Here is a 5,049-nt window from a genome sequence, read left to right as displayed (position 1 = left end):
CCGACAGCGGCTTGGCCTCGACGGTGAGGTTGCCTTGCGCGATCTCATTGGCGAGGTCCGCCGTGGCATTCAGATTCGCTGTCATCGCATTGAGCGATGTCACGAGATCACCGAGTTCGTCATTGCTGGAAACGGCGATCTTCTGGCTGAGGTCGCCGACCGCCACCGCATTGGCGAGGCCGACTGCACGGGCGAGCCCGCGGCTGATATTGACGGCGATCCAGGTCGCAGCAGCGACCGCGATCAGAAGCGAGGCGATGACCAGGCTGATCAGCAGCATCTCGGCCCGCACACCATCCTGCTTTGACTGCTCCGCCTGGTCGGCCATGTTCTTCTTGGCGCTCTTGATGTAGCCGTCGGCGCCCTCCAGCGCATCTTCGACCAGCTTGCGCCCTTCGTGCATCGAGCGATCCAGGGCTTTCGCCTTGTCGGTGCGAGCCAGCCTGACTGTCTCGTCCTGGAACGCGTTCATCCTGCCGAATGCCGCCGAAAACCTGTCGATCAGCTTCTTTCCGCCTTCGCTCGCGGCGGCGTAGATCTCGTCCTTCGACTTGTTGACTGCTTCGCGGGTCTTGACGAGATCAGCGGCAGCCTCGTCATACCCAGCGTCCGTCGCGGCGAGGATGGCGTTCTTCTCGTCGCGCAACAGGAACAGCACGCCCTCCTTGAGTTCGGCAGCCCTCTCGATGCGATTGGAGCGGCTGACCAGCTGGTCGGCGGTCGCGATCATCTCGGACAATTTGATGTAGCCGACCGCTCCGGCGATCATGGACAGCGCGATGACCACGCCGAACGCGCTCGCTAGCTTGGCTTTGACGGTAAATCTCATTTTCTGTCTCACAGCTTATGGGTGCTCGCGATCTGCTACGCTTCGCACTAAATCTCAGGCGGCCCGCGGTGCCTCCGCGCCGGCCCCGCCAGGAATCTCGTCGTTGGCCATCAGCTTGGCCAGATCGAAGATCACGACGAACTTCTCCCCCTTTCGGCCGATGCCGGCGGCATAGTCCGACTGCCATTTTCCGCCGACCTCCGGGATGGGCTCGATTGCCTGCTCGTCGATGTCAGTCACCTCGAACACGCAGTCGGCGACGAAGCCGACGCCGACCAGCCGGTCCTTCATCGGCACGTCGAGGATGATGATGCGGGTGGCTTCGGTTGCCGGAACGCTCGGCAGGCCGAGCTTGGTCCTGAGGTCGACGATCGGATATCCGGCGCCGCGCACGTCGATCATGCCGAGCAGGAAAGCCGGCGCGTGCGGCAGCCGCGAAATCGGCCGCATGTCGAGGATTTCTCGGACGTTGCGGATGCTGATGCCGAACGTCTCGCCGGCAAGACCGAGAGTCAGATATTGCGATGTTGCGGCCATGATGCATCCATTCGATCAAGTATCGGGCTGCGGCCCCGTCGGGACCTTGCCGGTTAGCGTTGAAACTCTGCGTCGCGATCGTCGTCGGCTTGATCCATATCGAAGGCAAAGCCGCCACCGCCGACCTTGAGGGCCCGGGCGGGCCTGGCCGTCGGCTTTCTGGCTCCGACGTCGGCCGCCGCCATTTTCGCCGCCTTGGCCCGGAGCTGACCGACGACACGATCGATCTCCCGCGGAGCGACCTTGCCTTTCTCACTCTCCTCGATCCGGAAGAACGAGATCGTCGACTGCAACTGCTCGGCCTGCGAGGCCAGTTCCTCGGACGTCGAGGACACCTGCTCGGAGGCACTGGCGTTCTGCTGGCCGACCTTGTCGAGCTGCTGGATCGCCTGGTTGATCTGGGCCGCACCGACATCCTGCTCGCGGCAGGCGGCCGTGATCTCCTGGACCAGTTCGGCCGTCTTCTTGATGTCGGGAACGAGCTTGGAGAGCATCCCGCCAGCTTCCTGGGCGACCTTCACGCTTTCGGTCGAGAGGGTGCCGATCTCGGCGGCAGCGGCCTGGCTGCGTTCGGCGAGCTTGCGCACCTCGGACGCCACCACGGCAAAGCCCTTGCCGTGCTCGCCGGCGCGGGCGGCCTCGACCGCCGCGTTAAGCGCCAGCAGGTCGGTCTGCCGCGCAATCTCCTGCACGATGGTGATCTTTTCCGCGATGGTCTGCATCGCCTGAACGGCACGCCCGACGGCTGCACCGCTGGCTTCTGCGTCCTTGGCCGATTGCGCGGCGATCCGCTCGGTCTGGTTGGCATTGTCGGCATTCTGCTTCACGTTGGAGGCCATCTCTTCCATCGAGGAGGAGGCTTCCTCGGCGGATGAGGCTTGCTCGGTCGCGCCCTGCGAGAGCTGCTCGGCACTTGCGGACAGCTCCTGGCTTCCGGCCGAGACGTTCTCGGCCGCCGTGAGTGCCTCCGACACGATCTGCCGAAGCCGACTGACCATGGTCTCCAGCGCAATGCCGAGCTTGTCCTTGTCGGACAGGCGCTTGACGTCGACGGTCAGATTGCCGCGGGCGATCTCGTGGGCGATTTCCGCGCTTGCATTGAGGCTGGCGATCATGCGTTCCAGCGCAATACCGAGCGTGTCCTTGTCGGACAGGCGCTTGGCCTGGACAGCCAGATTGCCCTGCGCGACCTCCTCGGCCACGATGGCCGTGGCATTCAGGTTCGCCGTCATGGCATTGAGTGCCTTGAGGAGATCGCCGACCTCGTCGTTGGTCTTCGCCTCGACCGTCTGGGTGAGGTCCCCGGTGGCGACCGCATTGGCTAGGCCGACTGCGCGCATCAGGGAGCGGCTGATGCTGAGTGCGATGAAGATCGCGGCGGCAGCGCCGAGAAGCAGAGACAAGATGACGATGCTGATCAGCAGCACCTGGGCCCGGCTGCTTTCCTGCTTCGCCTCGTCGGCGCGCTCAGTCATCGACTTCTTTAGGTAGTCGAGATATTCGTCGAGGACGTGGGTGGCATCCAATAGATGCCGACGCACTTCGGTGGCCGAGTGCTCCGCCGCCTTCGCCCGGTCCGTGCGGGCCAGCTTGAGCGTTTCGTCCTCGGCAGCATTCATTGCGACGTGAATCGCCGAGAAGCGGTCAATCATCTTCCGACCCGTCTCGGAGGCCACGGCGTAGATCTCGTCCCGAGTCTTGGCCATGTCCCCGCGAACCTTACGGACCTCGGCAGCGTATCGCTCCAGTTCGGCATCCGACTGCGCTAGCAAAGCGTTCTTTTCGGCCCGGATCTGCAGCAGGAGCCCGCGCTCCAACTCCGCAGCCTTGCTTGAGCGTCCGGCTGCCCCAAGGAGGAGCTCCGTCTTCGCGGCAATATCGCTCAGCTTCCAGGCCGCGATTCCGCCGGCGACAACGGACAGCACGAGAACGGCTCCAAAGGCGGAGGCGAGTTTTGCCTTGACTGTGAATCTCATTTTCGTCGTCCCTCGGGTACGGCCCAGTTTGATTTTGACAGGAGGCGAGCCCGACAGCCCGCGTCCCGCAAGAACGTCTAGCGCTGAAACTCGGCGTCGCGCTCGTCGCCGCCGTCATCCATGTCGAAGGCGAACCCGCCTCCGCCCGCGACCTTCAGGGCCTTTGCAGGCCTGCTTGCCGGTGCCTTGCCGCGGCGATCGACCGCCGCCATCTTCGCGGCCTTGGCGCGAAGCTGACCAACGGCCCGGTCGACTTCCGGAGCAGCCATCGGCTTGCGCCCAGAGTCTTCGATACGGAAGAAGGCGATCGTCGACTGCAGCTGCTCGGCCTGCGAAGCCAGCTCCTCGGAGGTCGAGGACACCTGTTCGGAGGCGCTGGCGTTCTGCTGACCGACCTTGTCGAGCTGCTGGATCGCCTGATTGATCTGCGAGGAGCCGACGTCCTGCTCGCGGCAGGCGGCGGTGATTTCCTGGACGAGCTCGGCCGTCTTCTTGATGTCGGGCACGAGCTTGCCCAGCATTTCGCCGGCTTCCTGCGCAACCTTGACGGTCTCGGTCGAGAGGGTGCCGATTTCGGCGGCGGCCGCCTGGCTCCGCTCGGCGAGCTTGCGCACTTCGGACGCCACCACGGCGAAGCCCTTGCCGTGCTCGCCGGCGCGAGCCGCTTCGACGGCTGCGTTCAACGCGAGCAGATCGGTCTGGCGTGCAATTTCCTGCACGATGGTAATCTTCTCGGCGATCGTCTGCATCGCATCCACGGCGCGGCCTACGGCAGCTCCGGACGCTTCCGCGTCCTTGGCCGACTGCGCAGCGATCTTCTCGGTCTGGTTGGCGTTGTCGGCGTTCTGCTTCACATTCGAGGCCATCTCTTCCATCGAGGAGGACGCCTCTTCCGCCGACGAGGCCTGCTCGGTGGCTCCTTGCGAGAGCTGCTCGGCGCTGGCGGAAAGCTCCTGGCTGCCCGCAGAAACGTTCTGCGCCGCCGTCAGGGCCTCCGACACGACCTGCCGAAGCTTCTCCACCATGCCGTTCAGGGAACGAATGAGATCGCCGATTTCATCGTTGCTGGCCGAGGGAATGGTCTCGGTGAGGTTACCGGCGGCGACCGCTCCTGCAAGACCGACGGCGCGGCTGAGCGAACGGCTGATGCTGATCGCCATCCACAGCGCTGCAAGGACCGCTATCACGAGCGATGCGACGACGAGCGCGATGACGATCATCTGGCCCTTGGCAGCGTCCGCCCGGGTAATCTCGGCCTCATCGGCCATGCTCTTCTTCGTGAACACGACGTAGGCGTCGATTGCCTCGACGGCCTCGGCGATCGCCTTTCGTCCCTCGTGAACCGTCCGATCGGCCGCCTTCGGGCGATCAGTCTTGATCAGCTTGATCGTGAGGTCCTGCTCGCTGTTCATCTTGTCGTAGGCGGCGGCAAATTTCTCGAGCAGCCGCTTTCCGCCTTCGCTGGCGAGGGCGTAGACTTCCTCTCTCAACTTAGTGTTCGCCGCACGCATCTTGGGGATGTCGGCGAGGAACATGTCGGTCTCGTTCTCGGGCGCGATGATCGCATTCTTCTCCGCTCTAACCTGCGACAGAAGATTGATCTCGATCTGCGCGCCCATCTGCATGCGATTTGCACGCGAGATCAGCGCCTCAGATCCGCTAATCATGTCGGTGAGCTTGAGATAAGCTACGCCGCCCGCGATCATC

At 63.9% G+C, this 5,049-nt stretch carries 4 protein-coding genes; all 4 read right to left on the bottom strand.

The features are described 5' to 3' along the window. Positions 1 to 829, bottom strand: an 829-nt coding sequence (locus JHD07_RS32475) for a HAMP domain-containing protein (protein WP_291629567.1), incomplete at its 3' end; no start/stop codon positions are given. Between the two features lie 54 nt (positions 830 to 883). Further along, the gene (locus tag JHD07_RS32470) at positions 884 to 1,366 is read right to left on the bottom strand and encodes a chemotaxis protein CheW (protein WP_291629565.1); all 483 of its coding nucleotides are present in this window, start codon (positions 1,364 to 1,366) and stop codon (positions 884 to 886) included. 53 nt (positions 1,367 to 1,419) lie between these two features. Continuing rightward, entirely contained in the window at positions 1,420 to 3,342 is a 1,923-nt protein-coding gene (locus JHD07_RS32465; protein WP_291629563.1) for a methyl-accepting chemotaxis protein, read from the bottom strand. A gap of 77 nt (positions 3,343 to 3,419) precedes the next feature. Continuing rightward, positions 3,420 to 5,048, bottom strand: a complete 1,629-nt coding sequence (locus JHD07_RS32460) for a methyl-accepting chemotaxis protein (protein ID WP_291629561.1) — start codon at positions 5,046 to 5,048, stop codon at positions 3,420 to 3,422. Between the last annotated feature and the right edge of the window lies 1 nt (position 5,049).

The organism is Bradyrhizobium sp., from assembly GCF_016462955.1.
Lineage (GTDB): Bacteria > Pseudomonadota > Alphaproteobacteria > Rhizobiales > Xanthobacteraceae > Bradyrhizobium.
The sequence above is the reverse complement of the archived record's forward strand: the minus strand, read 5'-3'. Positions and strand labels throughout refer to the sequence as shown.

Bases quoted from the DNA above. Each gene is read 5' to 3' on its own strand.
- JHD07_RS32470 (WP_291629565.1), bottom strand. From the start codon at position 1,366: ATGGCCGCAACATCGCAATATCTGACTCTCGGTCTTGCCGGCGAGACG.
- JHD07_RS32465 (WP_291629563.1), bottom strand. From the start codon at position 3,342: ATGAGATTCACAGTCAAGGCAAAACTCGCCTCCGCCTTTGGAGCCGTT.
- JHD07_RS32460 (WP_291629561.1), bottom strand. From the start codon at position 5,048: ATGATCGCGGGCGGCGTAGCTTATCTCAAGCTCACCGACATGATTAGC.